The sequence below is a fragment of the Pinisolibacter sp. DMC19 genome, assembly GCF_056313985.1.
In genome coordinates this window covers 506,264-522,592 of the sequence record NZ_JBQUZF010000002.1, presented here as the reverse complement: position 1 = coordinate 522,592, position 16,329 = coordinate 506,264, and the positions used below count along the sequence as shown (strand labels likewise).

Genomic DNA, 16,329 nt, shown 5'->3' with positions numbered 1-16,329 from the left:
CCTCCGTGACCGCACCCGTCACCCGCTTCGCGCCGTCGCCGTCCGGCCTGATCCACATCGGCAACGCGCGTACCGCGCTCCTGAACTTCCTCTGGGCGAAGGCCCGCGGGGGAACGTTCATCCTGCGCTTCGACGACACCGACACCGAACGCTCGAAGCGCGAATATGCCGACGCCATCACCGAGGATCTCGCCTGGCTCGGCATCGTGCCCGACCGGATCGAGCGCCAGTCGGAGCGGCTCGACCGTTACGCCCTCGCCGTCGAACGGCTGAAGGCGGCCGGCCGCCTCTATCCCGCCTTCGAGACGCCGGACGAACTCGAGCGCCGCCGTCGCCGCCAGCTCGCCCGTGGCTTGCCGCCGATCTACGACCGCGCGGCGCTGACGCTGACCGCCGACGAGATCGCCGCCTTCGAGGCCGAGGGCCGCCGGCCGCATTGGCGCTTCCGCCTCGATGGGAAACAGATCACCTGGGAGGACGGCGTGCGCGGCCGTCAGTCGGTCGACACCGCCTCGCTCTCGGATCCCGTTCTGATCCGCGCCGACGGCACCTGCCTCTACACGCTCGGCTCGGTCGTCGACGACATCGAGATGGGCGTCACCGACGTCGTCCGCGGCGAGGACCACGTCACCAACACCGGCGTCCAGATCGAGATCTTCGAGGCGCTCGGCGGCCCGGTGCCGCGCTTCGCCCACCACAATCTGCTGGCGGCGACGACCGGCGAGGCGCTGTCGAAGCGGCTCGGCTCGCTCTCCATCCGTAGCCTGCGCGACGCCGGCTACGAGGCGATGACCGTCGCCTCGATCGCCGTGCTGATCGGCTCGTCGGAAGAGGTCCACGCCTATCCCGACCTCGAAAGCCTCGCGCCCCACGCCGAGCTCTCGGCGATGTCGCGCTCGACCGCCAAGTTCGATCCCCACGAGCTCGACACGATCAACGCCCGCCTCGTCCATCACCTCGGCCATGCCGAGGTCCGCGACCGGCTCGCCGCCCTCGACGCCGATCTCGGCGAGGCCTTCTGGCTCGCGGTGCGCGACAATCTGGCGAAGCTCGCCGACGTCGTCGAATGGGCCGAGGTGGTGCGCTCCGACGCCGTGTCGGTGAAGCCGGACGGGCAGGGCGATTTTCTGGCCGAAGCCGCCCGTCTCCTTCCCGAGGAGCCGTGGGACGAGACGACCTGGGGGCTGTGGACCAAGGCGATCCAGGCGGCGACCGGGCGCAAGGGCCGCGATCTCTTCCTGCCGCTGCGCCTCGCGCTCACCGGCCGCGATCACGGCCCGGAGATGAAGCGCCTCATGCCGCTCATCGGTCGGAGAAGTATTTCGGCCCGACTGTTCTGACCTTCGGCGCGTCGGGGAGGTCGGATTCCGCGATCTTGGCGGCGGCCTCGACCGGGACCGGGGTCTGCGGCGCGACGTCGTCGATGGCGAGGCCGGACATCCTCAGCGCCTGCGTCTCGGGATCCTGATCGGGATCGGGGCGGACACGCGGCAGCGGCGCCCCCGCGTCGATGCCGGCCCGCGCCTCGCGCGTTCCCATCAGCCCGCCGGCGCCGGTCGGGATCGCCTTGAGGTCGGGTGCGCCGCAGGTGCAGTTCGACACCACCTTGGTGCGATAGACGAAGGCGTTCGGCAGCCTGGTGATCGGCGTGCCGTCGTCGGCGGCGACCGCGTCCTCCGCCTCCTGACCGGTGGCGTCGTGATAGTAGAGCCGGGTCTCGGCCGCCGGGCACAGCGCCTTGCAGACGTTGGCGTCGGTCTTCATCCGCGCCCGCGAGGCGTTGAACGTCACGGGGAAGTAGAAGCCGTCGCAGGTGCGGACGCAGAGCGTGCGGTAGTTGCCCGACCACGCGCCCGGCCCGCCGATCGTCGTCTCGCCGCCGGCGGTGAGCGCGGCGTTCGGATCGCCGTCGCCGGGATAGATGGTGACGCCTGACGGCGCCGGCCGCCCGGCCTCGTAAGGCGCGGGGCGCGTCTGCGAGCCGCGCGGCTCGAACAGGAACGAGAACAGCGAACGCTGCGGTTGCGGCGCCGGCTGTTGGGTCTGCACCCCCGGCGGCGGTTCGAAACGCCCGTGCGGGGCGCCGGGCGGCGGCGGCACGAAGCGCGACGGCTCGGGGGCGCGGGCGGCGGCCGAGCCGCCCATCCGGGCATGCTGGCGCTCGAGCCGCGCGAGATTGTCGGCCATCAGCTTGGCGCGGTCGTCGATCGCGGCGCAGCGCGGATCGCCGGGGGCACCACAACGCGTCCGCGCCGCGCGGTTGGTGGCGATCGCCTCGCGCTGTTCGCGGATCGCGGCGGCATATTGGTCGACCGCCGACTGGGCCGCGGCGAGGGACGGCGCGATGAGCACGAACAGAGCCGCGGCCGCCGGGATCGCCCAAGCGAACCCCCGCGTGCGTCGGCGCACCGTCGCTCTGCCCCTCGTTTCGAACATGTCCGTCCCCGTCGTCGCCCCGGCGACACCTCCGTCGGGACGAGCTATAACCCGCATTTGGTAGCCAAAGTCAAAACGCGGACGACCAATGGGTCCGATCGTCGCGAACGGCGGCGATCCGGGCGATTTCGGGCCTTCGAACCGCCCGAATCGTCGGATGCTCTGGCACCTCGCCATTCCGCGGGAGTACCCCATGACGTCGCGCCTCGCTCTTGCCCTCCTCGCCTTCGCCCTCGCGGCGGTGCCCCTTTCGGCGCGTGCCGAGGAGCCCGATCTGGTCTTCAAGAAGTCGACGGTGTGGAAGCTGCTCACCCCCGACGACAAGCTCGCGGTCTACGGCATCGACGATCCCGACGTCGAAGGCGTCGCCTGTCACTTCACCGTTCCCGAGCGCGGCGGCGTCAAGGGCATGCTCGGCGTCGCCGAACAGACCTCCGACGTCTCGCTCGCCTGCCGTCAGGTCGGCCCGGTCAAGTTCAAGCGCCCGTTGGCCCAGGGCGACGAGATGTTCCGCGAGCGCCGCTCGCTCTTCTTCAAGAAGATGCAGATCGTGCGCGGTTGCGACGCCAAACGCAACGTCCTCGTCTACATGGTCTATACCGACAAGATCATCGACGGCAGTCCGAAGAATTCCACCTCCTCGGTGCCGCTGATGCCCTGGGGCGTCGAGCCGCCGCCGCGCTGCGCCGACTTCGTCAAGTGAGCCCGCCGATGAAGCCCGTCCTCCTCGCCCTCGCCCTGATCGTCGCCGCCCCGCTCGCGGCTTTTGCCCAGACCGCGACCACCACCCGCACCGCCGCCGACCGGGCGCTCGACCGTTGCCGCGCCGAGATCGGCTGGAGCCGCATGACGGCGGCGCAGCAGGCCTCGGCCGACACGCGCTTCCGCCTCCAACTCTGCCTGAAGCGCGCCGCGGTGCGCTGAGGGTTCCCACCCGTCCGTTCCCGCCGTCCGGCCGCAGGGTCGGGCGGCGCCGTGTTCTTCCGCCCTGCGCGGCCCCGAGGTGTTTCATGTTTCCCGATCAATGGCCGTTGCTGCTCGGCGCTTCCTTCTTCGCCGGCATGGTCGACGCCGTGGGTGGTGGCGGCGGTCTGATCCAGGTGCCGGCGCTGCTCGCGCTCTTCCCGACGACCGCGATCCCGGCGCTCTTCGGCACCAACAAGGTGGCGAGCGTGGTGGGCACGGCGGCGGCGGCGCTGCATTTCGTCCGCCGGGTGAGGATGCCCTGGCTGATCGTGATCCCGGCGACCATCGCCGCCTTCGTCGGCTCGTTCTCCGGTGCGATCTTCGCCTCGTCGCTGCCGCGCCGGGTCATGCTGCCCCTGGTCATCGTGCTGATGATCGGCGCCGCGCTCTATACGTTCCTCAAGAAGGACTTCGGCAGCGTCGCCACCCACGAGCCGACGGCCGCCGATCGGCCCAAGGCGGCCGCGATGGGCGGCGGCATCGGCTTCTACGACGGCATCTTCGGCCCCGGCACCGGCTCGTTCCTGATCTTCGGCTTCGTCCGGCTCTTCGGCCTCGACATGGTCAGGGCGAATGCCGCCACCAAGATCGTCAACGCCACGACCAACATCGCGGCCATCCTGTTCTTCGCGGCGTCGGGCGCGGTGATGTGGCCGGTGGCGCTCGCCATGGCGGCGGCGAACTTCCTCGGCGCCCAGGTCGGCGCCCGCGTCGCGCTGCGCTACGGCTCGAAGTTCCTGCGCAAGGTCTTCCTGATCGCGGTGGTGGCGCTGATCGTCAAACTGGTGATCGACTTCGCGGGGACGCTCTGAAGCACCCGCGCTCCCTTGACGGCACGCCCGAAATCCGTCACTTCTCGCGCCATGACGAACGGAACCGTCGCGCGTCTCGCGCAGATCGCCATTTGCATTATTTGCGGCTAGCAGCTTCGCTGGCCCGGTTCCGTCTGTCCTTCCTCGAAAAGTCCAGATGAAACCCCGGCCGGCGGGCGGGGAAATTCGTCTCGACGTTCATGGTCCGCGTTGAAATGCGGCATTCGAGGAGACCGGTCGTGGTCCTGAAGCTCTACAACACGCTCACCCGCGAGAAGGAAGACTTCTCGCCGATCGATCCCGCCAACGTGCGCATGTACGTCTGCGGGCCGACGGTCTACGACTTCGCCCACATCGGCAATGCCCGCCCGGTCATCGTCTTCGACCTGCTCTACCGCCTGCTGCGCAACCTCTACGGCACCAATGCCGTGACCTACGTGCGCAACATCACCGACGTCGACGACAAGATCAACGCGCGCGCCGCCCGCGACTTCCCCGGCCTCGCGCTCAACGACGCGATCCGGCAGGTCACGAGCGCCACCGAGGCGCAGTTCCAGGCCGACGTCACCGCGCTCGGCACGCTGGCGCCCACCGTCCAGCCGCGCGCCACCGAGCACATCGCCGAGATGATCGCCATCATCGAGCGGCTGATCGCCTCCGGTCATGCCTATGAGGCCTCCGGCCACGTCCTCTTCGACGTGCCGTCGATGGCCGACTACGGTCGCCTGTCGCGCCGCCCGCTCGACGACATGATCGCCGGCGCCCGCGTCGACGTCGCACCCTACAAGCGCGGCGAGATGGACTTCGTGCTGTGGAAGCCGTCGAGCGAGAACGAACCCGGCTGGGAGAGCCCCTGGGGTCGCGGTCGTCCGGGCTGGCATCTCGAGTGCTCCGCCATGAGCTGGAAGCACCTCGGCGAGACCTTCGACATCCACGGCGGCGGCATCGATCTGGTCTTCCCGCACCACGAGAACGAGGTCGCCCAGTCGCGGTGCGCCTTCGGCCACGACGTGATGGCGAACGTCTGGATGCACAACGGCTTCCTTCAGGTCGAAGGCGAGAAGATGTCGAAGTCGCTCGGCAACTTCCTCACCATCAACCAGCTGCTCGCCGACTGGCCGGGCGAGGTGCTGCGCTTCACCATGATGAAGACGCACTATCGCCAGCCGATCGACTGGACGGTGAAGAGCCTCGAGGAGAGCTGGAAGACGCTCGACGACTGGTACTGGTTCGCCGGCGACGTGCCCGGCACCCGTCCGGCCAAGGCGGTCGTCGAGGCGCTCTGCGACGATCTCTCGACCCCCAAGGCGATCGCCGAACTGCATGCGCTGCGCAACGCCGCCCAGCGCACCGGCGGCGAGGGCGCCCGCGACGCGCTCGCGGGTTCGCTCCGCTTCCTCGGCTTCTTCGCCGACACGGGCGAGGCCTGGGCGGCGCGCCGCAAGTCGGCCGTCGAGGTCGACGTCGCCGCCGTCGAGGCGCTGATCGCCGATCGTCTGGCCGCCCGCCAGGCCCGCAACTGGGCCGAGAGCGACCGCATCCGCGACCAGCTCACGGCGATGGGTCTCGTCATCAAGGACGCCAAGGACCCGGCGACCGGCGAGATGAAGACGACGTGGGAACCGGCGCGATGACGCGCTCTGGGGAACCGGCGCGATGACGCACTTCGAGGAGCCTGCACGATGAGCGATCCGGGAAAGCGCGAGCCGATGAACCCGGTGTTGAAGGTCTCGATCTTCATCGCGGTGAAGCTCGCGCTCCTCTCGGCCCTCACCGTCGTCATCCTGCGCTGGAAGGGGCTGATCTGAAGGGTCCGATCCGAGAGGAGTGACTTGCCATGACGGGGTTCACCGGTGGGTGCCAGTGCGGCGCCGTGCGTTTTCGTTGCGAGGATCTCGGTCGCGCCTCGATCTGCCATTGCCGCATGTGCCAGAAGGCCTTCGGCGGGCATTACGGACCGCTCGTGACCGCCAAGGGTCTCGTCTGGACCCGCGGCGAGCCCAAGCGCTTCCGCTCGTCGAACAAGATCGCCCGTGGCTTCTGCCCCGACTGCGGCACACCGCTGACCTACGAGCCGGACGGCTTCCCCGTGGTCGAGGTGGCGCTCGGCGCCTTCGATCATCCCGCCGACATCCGCCCGGCGATCCAGGTCGGCGTCGAGAGCCGCATGCCCTGGTTCCACGAACTGGCGGATCTCCCCGGCCGCCCGCCCGAGCAGCAGGCGACGGCGGAGATCTTCTTCGCCGACGTCGTCTCCTACCAGCATCCCGACCACGACACGGCCGAATGGCCGCCGCGCGCCGACGCGTGAAAGAGCCGAGAGAAGCCCGATGAAAGAGCGCGTCCACCTCTTCGACACCACCCTGCGCGACGGTGCCCAGACCTCCGGCGTCGACTTCACCCTCGACGACAAGCTGAAGATCGCCCGTCTGCTCGACGATCTCGGCGTCGACTACGTCGAGGGCGGCTATCCCGGCGCCAACCCGACCGACAGCGCCTTCTTCGAGGAGAAGCGCACGACGCGCGCCCGTTTCACCGCCTTCGGCATGACCAAGCGCGCCGGCGTCTCGGTGTCGAACGACCCCGGCCTCGCGGCGCTGCTCTCGGCCGCCGCCGATGCCAACTGTTTCGTCGCCAAGTCCTGGGACTACCACGTCCACGTCGCGCTCGGCACGACGCTCGAGGAGAACGTCTCCTGCGTCCGCCAGACGGTCGAAGCCGCCGTCGCCCGCGGCCGCGAGGCGATGATCGACTGCGAGCACTTCTTCGACGGATACAAGGCCAACCCGGCCTACGCCCTCGAGGTCGCCCGCGCGGCGTACGACAGCGGCGCCCGCTGGGTCGTGCTCTGCGACACCAACGGCGGCACCCTGCCGCACGAGGTCGACGCGATCGTCCGCAAGGTGACGGAAGTGGTGCCCGGCAGCCATCTCGGCATCCATGCCCACGACGACACCGGCCAGGCGGTCGCCAATTCGCTCGCCGCGGTGCGCGCCGGCGTGCGTCAGGTTCAGGGCACGCTCAACGGCATCGGCGAGCGCTGCGGCAACGCCAATCTGGTGACGATCATCGGCACGCTGTCGCTGAAGCCGGAATTCTCCGACCGCTTCGTCACCGGCGTCGAGGCCGGAAAGCTGAAGGAGCTGACCCACGTCAGCCGCGCCTTCGACGACATCCTCAACCGCTCGCCCAACCGTCACGCGCCCTATGTCGGCGCCAATGCCTTCGCCACCAAGGCGGGCATCCACGCCTCGGCGATCGTCAAGGACCCCAAGACCTACGAACACGTCGAACCCGAGAGCGTCGGCAATCGCCGCCGGGTGCTCGTCTCCGATCAGGCCGGCAAGTCGAACCTCCTCGCTGAACTCGCCCGCTTCGGCATCGAGGTCGACAAGGCCAATCCGAAGCTCGACACGCTGCTCTCGGAAGTGAAGGAGCGCGAGGCCCGCGGCTTCTCCTACGAGGCGGCGGACGCGTCGCTGGAGTTGCTGGCCCGTCGGACGCTGGGCACCGTGCCGCGCTACTTCGACGTCCAGTCCTTCCGCGTCATCGTCGGCCAGCGCTCGGACGGGCTCGGCGAGATGGTCACCCAGTCGGAAGCGATCGTGAAGGTGCGCATCGGCGAGGAGCTGTTCCTGTCGGTGGCGGAGGGCAACGGCCCGGTCAACGCCCTCGACGCGGCGCTGCGCAAGGATCTCGGCCCCTATCAGGCGGCGATCGAGGATCTCGAGCTGGTCGACTTCAAGGTCCGTATCCTCAACGGCGGCACGGGGGCGACGACCCGCGTCCTGATCGAGAGCCGCGACGGCGCCAAGAACCATTGGACGACGATCGGCGTCAGCGAGAACATCATCGAGGCCTCGTTCCAGGCGCTGATGGATTCCGTCGTCTACAAGCTGGTCAGGGCCGGGGTGGAGAAGGCCGGCTGAACGCCGGCCCTCCCGTTCGGACGGTTCGAGGTGTGCTCGAACCGTCGTCGCGTCACACCGCGCCGTGCGCCTCGACGTAGAGCGCGTAGATCGAGTGGCACGACGCCATGTAGAGACGGTTGTTCTTCGGCCCGCCGAAGGTCAGGTTCTCGCAGCGCTCCGGCAGACGGATGAAACCGATCGCCTTGCCCTGCGGGTTGAAGACCTTGACGCCGTCGAGATCGGCCGACTTGCCCTTGAGCTCGTAGATCTTGCGGCCGCCGACGTCGGTCGGCTCGCTGTTCAGGGCGCCGTTGCTGCCCCAGCCGCACCACAGATTGCCGTCGCGATCGACGCGGAAGCCGTCGAGCGAGCCCTGGTCGTCGGCGTCGATCAGCTTGACCTTGTTGGAGACCGCGCCGTCGGCGGCGACGTCGTAGGACCAGATCGACCGGTTCGGCGTGCCCTTCCATTCGACGACGTAGAGCTTCTTCTCGTCGGGCGAGAAGGCGAGGCCGTTCGGGTTGACGAGATCGGTGATCACCGCCGTCAGCTTGCCGTCGGTGCCGATGCGGAAGACGTTGGTGTTGGTCTGCTCGCGCTTGGCCTTGAAGCCCTCCCACTCGCCGTTGATGCCGAAGGTCGGGTCGGTGAACCAGATCGTGTCGTCCGACTTGACGACGATGTCGTTCGGCGCGTTGAGCGGCTTGCCCTCGAACTTGTCGGCGAGGACGGTGATCTTGCCGTTCTTCTCGGTGCGGGTGACCCGCCGCGTCACCGAATGCTCGCAGGTGACGAGGCGCCCCTGACGATCGCGCGTGTTGCCGTTGGCGTAGTTCGACGGCGAACGGAACACCGTGACGCTGCCGTCCTTCTCCGAATACTTCATGATCCGGTTGTTCGGGATGTCGGAGAACAGCAGATAGCCGCCCTCGGGGAAGTAGACCGGTCCCTCGGCCCAGCGCATGCCGGTGGCGACCTGCTCGACCGAGCTCGAGTAGAGGCGGTACTTGGCGAAGCTCGGATCGAGGATCTCGACCGCCGGGTCGGGATAGCGCGCGTTCGGCGTGAAGGCGATCGACTGGGCGCTGGCGCGCGAGGCGACGGCGGACGCCGCGCCGAGGGCGGCCATCGACAGCAGGTTACGGCGAGTGGGATGCATGGTCTTCTTGCTCCACGTCAGGCGGGATCGGTCCCTTCGGCGATAGGCCCCGGCGGGATGCCGGCCGCGACCGCGCGCGCCCGTTCGCGTTCGAACCGGCGGCGACGCGTGATCGAAGAGGAGAGGCGAGGGGATGCATCGACGCCGGTCGTCGCAAAGCAATGCCCTTCACGAACCGAGCAGTGTCGGATCATGGTCGGCAAATGCACGAGCATCGACGCGCAAGTGCAGCGTCGACGTCACGTCTAGGCGTCGCGTGTTGTCGTCACGATGGTGCAGGACGAGTGTCGCCATCCCGAGGCATGGCCTCGGTTGCTTCCTTCTCTGTCATGGTTTCATCCCCGCGCCGTATGTTAGCGCTATCTTTTGCCGGGAGGCTAACCGATGACAGGGGCGCTGACAAGCGGCTCGTCGCGGCGAGCGCTGCGGCAATTCGGTTCGGTGAGATGTGTTCGGATGGCGCGCACGAACGCCTCCCGCCACGCCTCGAAGGCACGTCCGGGAGGTGACGACGGAGAGCGCGAGACGCGGCGAGGGCGCCGACGACGGCGCCCCTCCGCCCTCACATCTTCTTCAGATCCACCGCCGCCTGTTCCGCGGTGATCGCCTGATCGGCCTGTTCGGCGAGCTGGCCGAGGCGCTTGCGCATCTTCGGCAGGATCTCGTCGATCGCGTTCGCCACCCCGAAGGACAGTTCGAAGCGCGGGCGGATGAAGGCGCTGTCGCGCATGTGGGCGAGCAGCGCCACGAACGGGTCCCAGAAGCCGGCGATGTTGGCGAGCACGATCGGCTTGGCGTGCTGGCCGAGCTGCGCCCAGGTCATCTGCTCGACCACCTCCTCGAGCGTGCCGATGCCGCCCGGCAGCGCCACGAAGGCGTCGGCATGGTCGAACATCAGCCGCTTGCGCTCGTGCATGTCGGCGGTGACGATCAGCTCGGAGACGTCCGGCAGCATCACCTCCATGTCGACCAGGAACTGCGGGATGATGCCCGTCACCTTGCCGCCCTCGGCGAGGCAGGCGCGCGCCGCCGCGCCCATCAGGCCGAGCGAGCCGCCGCCATAGACGAGGCGGATGCCTTCGCGCGCCAAGAGCCGGCCGAGATCGACCGCCGCCCGTTCGAAGGCCGGATCGGCGCCCTTGCCGGAACCGCAGTAGATGCAGATGGAGGAAAGCGCACTCACAGGGGGGGTCTCCGTCGTCGGCCCGGATCGGGCTTTCGCGATGCAGCATGGGCCAAGTCTATCCGCTTCGCCCGCCCGTGGAACCCCTTTCGCGAAAGAACGGCCCGTCTTGGCCGCCCTGCGTGCCGCGGGGTTTGAATTCCGCCGCCGACGCCTTACATGGAAACCTTCCAAGCCCGCCTTCCCGAAGAGATTCCCATGTCGCGACACCACAAGCCCGTCGGCCCGAACGTTCCGGTCGGCGACGGCAAGACGCTCGAGACGCTGCGCGACCTGTGGCCCCACCTGTGGCCCGCCTCCCGTCCCGACCTGAAGCGTGCCGTGATCTGGGCGCTGCTTGCCCTCGTCGCCGGCAAGGTGCTGACGGTGTGGATGCCCTTCGTCTACAAGTGGACGACGGATGCGCTCGCCCCTTCGGGCGCCGCGCCGACCGCCACCGGGCTGCTCGCCGCGCCGATCATGCTGGTCGTCGCCTGGGGCATGGTGCGGATCGCCTCCAACGGCTTCAACCAGCTGCGCGACGCGCTCTTCGCCGCCGTCGGCCAGCACGCCGTGCGCGAACTCGCCACTGAGACCTTCCGCCACCTCCACGCCCTGTCGCTGCGCTTCCACCTTCAGCGCCGCACCGGCGGCCTCAGCCGCATCGTCGAGCGCGGCGCCAAGGGCATCGAGACCATCGTCCGCATCTCCATCCTCGCCGGCTTCCCGACCATCGTGGAGTTCGCCCTGATGGCGGCGGTGATCCTGTGGGAGTTCGACTGGACCTATGTCGCCGTCATCGCGGTGACGACGTGGGTCTACGTCTGGTTCTCGATCAAGGCGTCGGACTGGCGGATGGACATCCGCCGCGACATGAACGACGCCGACAACGACTCCATGTCGAAGGCCGTCGACAGCCTGCTCAACTTCGAGACGGTGAAGTATTTCGGCGCCGAGCGCCTCGAGGCCGCCCGCTACGATCGCGCCATGGCGAAATACGAGAACGCCGCCATCCGCACCTACACCTCGCTCTCCTGGCTCAACATGGGCCAGGCGGTGATCTTCTCGATCGGCATGGCGGTCTGCATGGGCCTGTCGGCCTGGTCGGTGTCGAAGGGCGAGCAGTCGGTCGGCCACTTCGTGATGATCAACGCGCTGATGATGCAGCTGTCGGTGCCGCTCAACTTCATCGGCACGCTCTATCGCGAGATCAAGCAGTCCCTCGTCGACATCGAGAGCCTGTTCTCGATCCTCGGCCAGCCGGCCGAGGTCGCCGACAAGCCGGGCGCCAAGCCGCTGGTGGTGCGCGACGCCACCATCCGCTTCGAGGACGTCCACTTCGCTTACGACCCCGAGCGCCAGATCCTCAAGGGCGTCACCTTCGAGGTGCCGGCCGGCAAGACCGTCGCCATCGTCGGCCCCTCGGGGGCGGGCAAGTCGACCATCTCGCGGCTGCTCTTCCGCTTCTTCGACGTCAAGGGCGGCCGCATCACCGTCGACGGTCAGGACATCCGCGACGTGACGCAGGAGAGCCTGCGCGGCGCCATCGGCATGGTTCCGCAGGACACGGTGCTGTTCAACGACACCATCGCCTACAACATCCGCTACGGCCGCCCCGACGCCTCGGAAGAGGACGTGCGCGAGGCCGCCCGCCTCGCCCAGATCGCCGATTTCGTCGAGCGTCTGCCCAAGCACTGGGAGACGGAGGTCGGCGAGCGCGGCCTCAAGCTCTCGGGCGGCGAGAAGCAGCGCGTGGCGATCGCCCGCACCATTCTCAAGGCGCCGCCGATCCTGATGCTCGACGAGGCGACCTCGGCGCTCGACACCCACACCGAACGCGAGATCCAGGAGGCGCTCGACCGCGTCTCGCGCAACCGCACCACGCTGGTCATCGCCCACCGCCTGTCGACGGTGGTCGGCGCCGACGAGATCCTCGTGCTCGACAAGGGTATCGTCGCCGAACGCGGCCGCCACGACGACCTCCTGGAGAAGGGTGGTCTCTACGCCTCGATGTGGACCCGCCAGCGCGCCGCCGACGAGGCCCGCGAGCAGCTGGAGAAGACCGAGGCCGAAGACCCCTTCGGCGTGGTCAAGCGCGGCGCCCCGGCTGCGGAGTGAAAGCGTGCGGCCGGGCGCTCGCGAGAGCGCCTGCGCCGACGTGTGGCCTTTTCTTCGCCGCCGTTCCCGTATAGGTCCTTGGTCACCCCGCGCGCGCCTGCGCGCCGAGACGTGACCCCGCGCGCCTGCGCTGATAGACGAGAGCTGACGGCATGGATTCCCTCTGGGCGACGATCACCAAGGCCTTCCCCCCGGTCAATCGCGAAGGCTGGCCCTTCGTGGCGATCGCGCTGATCCTGACGCTGGTGCTCGGCGCCTTCTGGCAGCCGCTGTTCTGGATCCTGCTCGGCCTGACGATCTGGGTCGCCGCCTTCTTCCGTGATCCGGTCCGCGTCACCCCCGAGGCCGAGGGCCTCGTGGTCGCTCCCGCCGACGGCCGCGTCTCCCATGTCGGCGAGGTCCTGCCGCCGCCGGAACTGGGCCTGCCGGCCGAGCCGATGCTGCGCGTGTCGATCTTCATGAACGTGTTCAACGTCCATGTGAACCGCATGCCGATCACCGGCGAGATCGAGAAGATCGCCTATACGCCCGGCAAGTTCCTCAACGCCGAGCTCGACAAGGCGTCCGAGTTCAACGAGCGCAACGGCTTCGTCATCCGCCATTCGCTCGGCACCATCGGCTGTGTCCAGATCGCCGGCCTCGTCGCCCGCCGCATCGTCACCTGGACGACCGAGGGCTCGCACCACACGGTGGGCACCCGCATCGGCATGATCCGCTTCGGCTCGCGCCTCGACGTCTATCTGCCGGTCGGTACCGTGCCCAAGGTGGCGCTGGGCCAGACGACGATCGCCGGCGAGACCATCCTCGCCGACCTGACGACGGGCGGTGCCGCCGCGCCGGTCTACCACACCGCCTGATCGGCGGCTGCTTCCGGAGATCGGACGATGAGCGAGCTCTTTCCCGAAGTCGACCACCAGTCGATCCGCACCGGGCGCCGTTTCGCGCGCCTGCGCTCGCTGCCCTTCCGCGTCATCCTGCCCAATCTGGTGACGCTGCTGGCGCTCTGCGCCGGCCTCACCGGCATCCGCATGGGCCTCGACGGCCGCTTCGAATGGGCGGTCGGCGCGGTGGTGCTCGCCGCGCTGCTCGATGCCGTTGACGGCCGCGTCGCGCGCTGGCTGAAGGGGACCTCGCGCTTCGGCGCCGAGCTCGACAGCCTCGCCGACTTCGTCAACTTCGGCGTCGTGCCGGGGCTGCTGCTCTACATCTGGGTGCTGAAGCTCGCCGGCAACTTCGGCTGGATCGCGGTGCTCGCCTATGTGCTCGGCGCCGTGCTCCGCCTCGCCCGTTTCAACACCCAGCTCGACACCGAGAGGCCCGCCTGGCAGGCGAACTTCTTCACCGGCATGCCTGCGCCCGCCGGCGCCATCGCCGCGCTGCTGCCGCTCTATCTGTCGCAGATCTTCGAATTCGCTCCGGCCCGTCCGATCGCCGGCGTGGTCGCGATCTATCTCGCGCTCGTCGCCTTCCTGATGGTCTCCACCATCCCGACCTGGTCGGGCAAGAAGATCGGCGCCCGGGTGCCGCGCGACAAGGTCGTGCCGATGATCGTCGCGGTGGTGATGCTGATCGCCTTCCTGGTCAGCTGGCCGTTCCCGTTCCTGGCGATCACCACCATCGCCTATCTCGTCTGCATCCCCGTCGGTTGGCAGGTCTTCCGTCGCATGGATCGCGAACACAAGGCGGCGGAAGCCTCGGAACCGCAGCCCGAGATCGACGACGTCGAACCCTGAGCCTCAGCGCCGCGCCGCTCCGGCGATGACCGCGACGCGGGCCGACAGGCTCGCCTCGGGAAAGGCGTCGCGCAGGCACTTCAGCGCCTCGGCGTCACTCGTCGGCCGCATCCGGGCGAGAAAGGCGCGCATCTCGGCGACGCGCGCGTCGATCGCCATCGCGTGCGGATCGGCCTGCCAGCCGGGCGGGCACTCGCCGAGGACTCTGGTGGTCGGCGTCCATTCTGCGACGCCGGGCGACGTCTTTCTGTCCGTCATGTCGCGCTCCGTGGCCCCTTCGGGTGATTCGGTCGACTGAAAAAAGACCAAGCACGTTTCGTGCCATCGCCATTCTGTCGGATTGCCGCCATCCGTGCCCGATCGTCGCACGCGATCGTGACGTTTTCGACGGCGTCTGCATCTTTTTGTCTACTTCGGCGCTTTTCCTCTGTGCGGGACGAGACGGCGCGCTATCCTCTTTCTCGAGAGCGCTTCGGGAGACAGCCCGCATGAACGACGATCGTCGCGATGGGGAATTCGAGCCGAGCGACCCCATGCTCGCCGACCCCGATCTCGCCCTGGCGGGTGGGCCGCGTCGCCTGCGCGACGACCCGCTGCTCCGCCTCTTCGCGGTCAACTGGCTGATCGGCGCGGCGGTCGCGCTGGTGCTCGTCACCGTCGTGCTGGTGACCGATACCGCCCACCTGCGTTCGCTGATCATGCGCTCGAGCGAGCCCTGGATCGGCTTCATCCTCCTCGTCTTCGGCTTCCTCGTCACCATGTGTTCGGTGGCGATCGCCACCGCGGTGATGCTGCTGCCCAAGGACGACGACGACGACGGCCCCGGCGGCGGTATGAGGATCGAGGTGCTGAAGATGCCGGCCCCCGCGCCGCGGCTCGAACCGGTGCCGGTGCGCGCCGCGCCCTCGCGGTCACCGCGGCGCTGAGCGGCTCTCCGTTTCCCGAATGGATGGTCTCCGCGCGGCGGGGGTTGAATTCGCGTCGGCGACGGACGCACTGTATGCGTCACCGTATACGCTTGTGAGGGTGTCTCATGACCGCCGATACCGCCTATCCCCGCGACATGATCGGCTACGGCCGCAACCCGCCGGACCCGAAGTGGCCGGGCGGCGCGCGCGTGGCGGTGCAGTTCGTGGTGAACTACGAGGAGGGCGGCGAGAACTGCATCCTGCACGGCGACGCCGCCTCCGAGGCCTTCCTCTCCGACGTGCTCGGCGCCCAGCCCTGGCCGGGCCAGCGCCACATGAACGTCGAGAGCATGTACGAATACGGCTCGCGCGCCGGCTTCTGGCGGCTGTGGCGGATGTTCACGTCGCGCGAGATGCCGGTCACCGTCTACGGCGTCGCCACCGCGCTCGCCCGCAATCCCGAGATCGTCGCCGCCATGAAGGAGGCGAACTGGGAGATTGCCAGCCACGGTCTGAAGTGGATCGACTATCGCAACGTCACCGCGGAGGAGGAGCGCGCCCACGTCGAGGAGGCGATCCGCGTCCACACGGAAGTGACCGGTTCGCGACCGCTCGGTTGGTACACCGGCCGCACCTCGGTCAACACCCGCGACCTGGTCAAGGCGGAAGGCGGCTTCGTCTACGACAGCGACACCTATGCCGACGATCTGCCCTATTGGGAGGAAGGCCCCAAGGGCCCGCATCTCGTCATCCCCTACAGCCTCGAGACCAACGACATGCGGTTCTCGAACGCGCCGGGCTTCACCGAGAGCGTGCAGTTCTTCCAGTATCTCAAGGACACGTTCGACGTCCTGTGGGAGGAGGGGGCGACGAGCCCGAAGATGATGTCGGTCGGCCTCCACTGCCGCATCGTCGGCCGCCCCGGCCGCGCCGCCGGCCTCGCCCGCTTCCTCGACTACATCGCGTCGAAGGAGAAGGTGTGGATCCCGCGCCGCATCGACATCGCCTGGCACTGGCACACCCACCATCGCCCCGCCGACGCCGGCTGAGGCCGGTCGGACGCGACACCGAAACGAAAGAGGCCGCCCATTGGGCGGCCTCTTCTGCATCGGGACGGCATCGCG

The 16,329-nt window shown here is 68.6% G+C and carries 17 protein-coding genes; 13 read left to right on the top strand and 4 right to left on the bottom strand.

Translation table 11 applies throughout. The features are described 5' to 3' along the window. Positions 1–5 precede the first annotated feature (5 nt). Positions 6–1,340, top strand: coding sequence for a glutamate--tRNA ligase (gene gltX, locus ACT53U_RS06880; RefSeq protein ID WP_476153686.1), 1,335 nt, complete (start codon positions 6–8; stop codon positions 1,338–1,340). Here gltX and ACT53U_RS06875 read toward each other — a convergent pair. After that, positions 1,303–2,436: a DUF2865 domain-containing protein gene (locus ACT53U_RS06875; RefSeq protein WP_476153685.1), complete on the bottom strand. Its 1,134-nt coding sequence runs from the start codon at positions 2,434–2,436 to the stop codon at positions 1,303–1,305. The genes gltX and ACT53U_RS06875 overlap by 38 nt on opposite strands. Positions 2,437–2,629: 193 nt before the next feature. Between ACT53U_RS06875 and ACT53U_RS06870 the strand changes: the two genes are divergently transcribed. From ACT53U_RS06870 to cimA, 7 genes are all read left to right on the top strand, one after another. After that, positions 2,630–3,139, top strand: a complete 510-nt coding sequence (locus ACT53U_RS06870) for a CreA family protein (protein ID WP_476153684.1) — start codon at positions 2,630–2,632, stop codon at positions 3,137–3,139. Between the two features lie 8 nt (positions 3,140–3,147). Then, on the top strand, positions 3,148–3,360 hold the full coding sequence (locus tag ACT53U_RS06865; RefSeq protein ID WP_476153683.1) for a hypothetical protein: 213 nt from the start codon (positions 3,148–3,150) through the stop codon (positions 3,358–3,360). A gap of 86 nt (positions 3,361–3,446) precedes the next feature. Then, positions 3,447–4,214: a sulfite exporter TauE/SafE family protein gene (locus ACT53U_RS06860; RefSeq protein ID WP_476153682.1), complete on the top strand. Its 768-nt coding sequence runs from the start codon at positions 3,447–3,449 to the stop codon at positions 4,212–4,214. 239 nt (positions 4,215–4,453) lie between these two features. Continuing rightward, a complete protein-coding gene (gene cysS / locus ACT53U_RS06855; RefSeq protein ID WP_476153681.1) occupies positions 4,454–5,848 on the top strand; it encodes a cysteine--tRNA ligase in 1,395 nt (464 codons plus the stop codon). Positions 5,849–5,896: 48 nt separating this feature from the next. Next, on the top strand, positions 5,897–6,022 hold the full coding sequence (locus ACT53U_RS06850) for a hypothetical protein (protein ID WP_476153680.1): 126 nt from the start codon (positions 5,897–5,899) through the stop codon (positions 6,020–6,022). A 29-nt stretch (positions 6,023–6,051) separates the two neighbouring features. Next, positions 6,052–6,525, top strand: coding sequence for a GFA family protein (locus tag ACT53U_RS06845; protein ID WP_476153679.1), 474 nt, complete (start codon positions 6,052–6,054; stop codon positions 6,523–6,525). Between the two features lie 19 nt (positions 6,526–6,544). Further along, on the top strand, positions 6,545–8,143 hold the full coding sequence (gene cimA / locus ACT53U_RS06840) for a citramalate synthase (protein ID WP_476153678.1): 1,599 nt from the start codon (positions 6,545–6,547) through the stop codon (positions 8,141–8,143). Positions 8,144–8,195: 52 nt separating this feature from the next. On the opposite strand, the gene ACT53U_RS06835 is transcribed toward cimA, so the two are convergent. Then, positions 8,196–9,284 carry an SMP-30/gluconolactonase/LRE family protein gene (locus ACT53U_RS06835; protein WP_476153677.1) on the bottom strand — a complete coding sequence of 363 codons (1,089 nt, stop codon included), beginning with the start codon at positions 9,282–9,284 and terminating at the stop codon, positions 8,196–8,198. Between the two features lie 562 nt (positions 9,285–9,846). Continuing rightward, positions 9,847–10,467, bottom strand: a complete 621-nt coding sequence (locus ACT53U_RS06830) for an LOG family protein (protein WP_476153676.1) — start codon at positions 10,465–10,467, stop codon at positions 9,847–9,849. 198 nt (positions 10,468–10,665) lie between these two features. Here ACT53U_RS06830 and ACT53U_RS06825 point away from each other — a divergent pair, with 198 nt between their 5' ends. From ACT53U_RS06825 to ACT53U_RS06815, 3 genes are all read left to right on the top strand, one after another. Further along, on the top strand, positions 10,666–12,564 hold the full coding sequence (locus ACT53U_RS06825; protein ID WP_476153675.1) for an ABCB family ABC transporter ATP-binding protein/permease: 1,899 nt from the start codon (positions 10,666–10,668) through the stop codon (positions 12,562–12,564). Between the two features lie 152 nt (positions 12,565–12,716). Further along, entirely contained in the window at positions 12,717–13,421 is a 705-nt protein-coding gene (locus ACT53U_RS06820; RefSeq protein ID WP_476153674.1) for a phosphatidylserine decarboxylase, read from the top strand. A gap of 27 nt (positions 13,422–13,448) precedes the next feature. Then, positions 13,449–14,297 (top strand): CDP-alcohol phosphatidyltransferase family protein, encoded by an 849-nt coding sequence (locus ACT53U_RS06815; protein WP_476153673.1) that lies wholly within the window; start codon positions 13,449–13,451, stop codon positions 14,295–14,297. A 3-nt stretch (positions 14,298–14,300) separates the two neighbouring features. Here ACT53U_RS06815 and ACT53U_RS06810 read toward each other — a convergent pair whose 3' ends face one another. Beyond that, a complete protein-coding gene (locus tag ACT53U_RS06810) occupies positions 14,301–14,555 on the bottom strand; it encodes a hypothetical protein (RefSeq protein ID WP_476153672.1) in 255 nt (84 codons plus the stop codon). A 230-nt stretch (positions 14,556–14,785) separates the two neighbouring features. Here ACT53U_RS06810 and ACT53U_RS06805 point away from each other — a divergent pair, with 230 nt between their 5' ends. Next, positions 14,786–15,223 carry a hypothetical protein gene (locus ACT53U_RS06805; protein ID WP_476153671.1) on the top strand — a complete coding sequence of 146 codons (438 nt, stop codon included), beginning with the start codon at positions 14,786–14,788 and terminating at the stop codon, positions 15,221–15,223. Positions 15,224–15,330: 107 nt separating this feature from the next. Then, positions 15,331–16,254, top strand: coding sequence for an allantoinase PuuE (gene puuE / locus ACT53U_RS06800; RefSeq protein WP_476153670.1), 924 nt, complete (start codon positions 15,331–15,333; stop codon positions 16,252–16,254). Positions 16,255–16,329 lie beyond the last annotated feature (75 nt).

Excerpts from the sequence above, each read along its gene's own strand:
- ACT53U_RS06875 (WP_476153685.1), bottom strand. The coding sequence starts at position 2,436 with ATGTTCGAAACGAGGGGCAGAGCGACGGTGCGCCGACGCACGCGGGGG.
- ACT53U_RS06870 (WP_476153684.1), top strand. The coding sequence starts at position 2,630 with ATGACGTCGCGCCTCGCTCTTGCCCTCCTCGCCTTCGCCCTCGCGGCG.
- ACT53U_RS06865 (WP_476153683.1), top strand. The coding sequence starts at position 3,148 with ATGAAGCCCGTCCTCCTCGCCCTCGCCCTGATCGTCGCCGCCCCGCTC.
- ACT53U_RS06860 (WP_476153682.1), top strand. The coding sequence starts at position 3,447 with ATGTTTCCCGATCAATGGCCGTTGCTGCTCGGCGCTTCCTTCTTCGCC.
- ACT53U_RS06850 (WP_476153680.1), top strand. The coding sequence starts at position 5,897 with ATGAGCGATCCGGGAAAGCGCGAGCCGATGAACCCGGTGTTGAAGGTC.
- ACT53U_RS06845 (WP_476153679.1), top strand. The coding sequence starts at position 6,052 with ATGACGGGGTTCACCGGTGGGTGCCAGTGCGGCGCCGTGCGTTTTCGT.
- cimA (WP_476153678.1), top strand. The coding sequence starts at position 6,545 with ATGAAAGAGCGCGTCCACCTCTTCGACACCACCCTGCGCGACGGTGCC.
- ACT53U_RS06835 (WP_476153677.1), bottom strand. The coding sequence starts at position 9,284 with ATGCATCCCACTCGCCGTAACCTGCTGTCGATGGCCGCCCTCGGCGCG.
- ACT53U_RS06825 (WP_476153675.1), top strand. The coding sequence starts at position 10,666 with ATGTCGCGACACCACAAGCCCGTCGGCCCGAACGTTCCGGTCGGCGAC.
- ACT53U_RS06820 (WP_476153674.1), top strand. The coding sequence starts at position 12,717 with ATGGATTCCCTCTGGGCGACGATCACCAAGGCCTTCCCCCCGGTCAAT.
- ACT53U_RS06815 (WP_476153673.1), top strand. The coding sequence starts at position 13,449 with ATGAGCGAGCTCTTTCCCGAAGTCGACCACCAGTCGATCCGCACCGGG.
- ACT53U_RS06810 (WP_476153672.1), bottom strand. The coding sequence starts at position 14,555 with ATGACGGACAGAAAGACGTCGCCCGGCGTCGCAGAATGGACGCCGACC.
- ACT53U_RS06805 (WP_476153671.1), top strand. The coding sequence starts at position 14,786 with ATGAACGACGATCGTCGCGATGGGGAATTCGAGCCGAGCGACCCCATG.
- puuE (WP_476153670.1), top strand. The coding sequence starts at position 15,331 with ATGACCGCCGATACCGCCTATCCCCGCGACATGATCGGCTACGGCCGC.